This is a genomic window from Shewanella sp. 10N.286.54.B9, from assembly GCF_041468565.1.
Classification (GTDB): domain Bacteria; phylum Pseudomonadota; class Gammaproteobacteria; order Enterobacterales; family Shewanellaceae; genus Shewanella.
Genome location: NZ_JBFRIY010000128.1, coordinates 1 through 436, shown reverse-complemented (window position 1 = coordinate 436; position 436 = coordinate 1). Strand labels below are relative to the sequence as shown.

Here is a 436-nt window from a genome sequence, read left to right as displayed (position 1 = left end):
CTGACGGATCCCCACGAATTTAATAGCATGCTTGTGGTTCCCGAACTAAGCCTTGTAGTGTCTTGATGGCTGTTAGCCAATGCGATTTCAACAACTTCAAATTCCTATCTTTGTATGCCCTCAAGCCAATGAACTGGTTTGAAAGAACGTTGCGGTGCTTTATTGAGTTCGCTTGATATTGCCAGTGCTTATCAGCAGCTTTGACGGCTAAGCCTAGCAGGTAAAGCACAAATTGAGATAGGCAGGCAATGAGTAACAATACACCGAGCTTGCTCCCTATTCGAGTACCACTATCATTCATTTTTAGGCCTGTTTTAACATCCCTAAAGCTTTCTTCTATCTGCATCCTAGTCGCATAAATCTTCATGATTCTTTTAGCGGTAGCACTTGAGTTACAAAGAGATGTCGCGAGTAACCAAGGCTCTTTTTCTCGCTC

Annotated in this window: 1 protein-coding gene; it reads right to left on the bottom strand. The window is 43.1% G+C overall.

From position 1 onward, the window contains the following. Positions 1-19 precede the first annotated feature (19 nt). On the bottom strand, positions 20-436 hold a 417-nt coding region (locus AB4135_RS22115), incomplete at its 5' end, for a transposase (protein WP_371995564.1).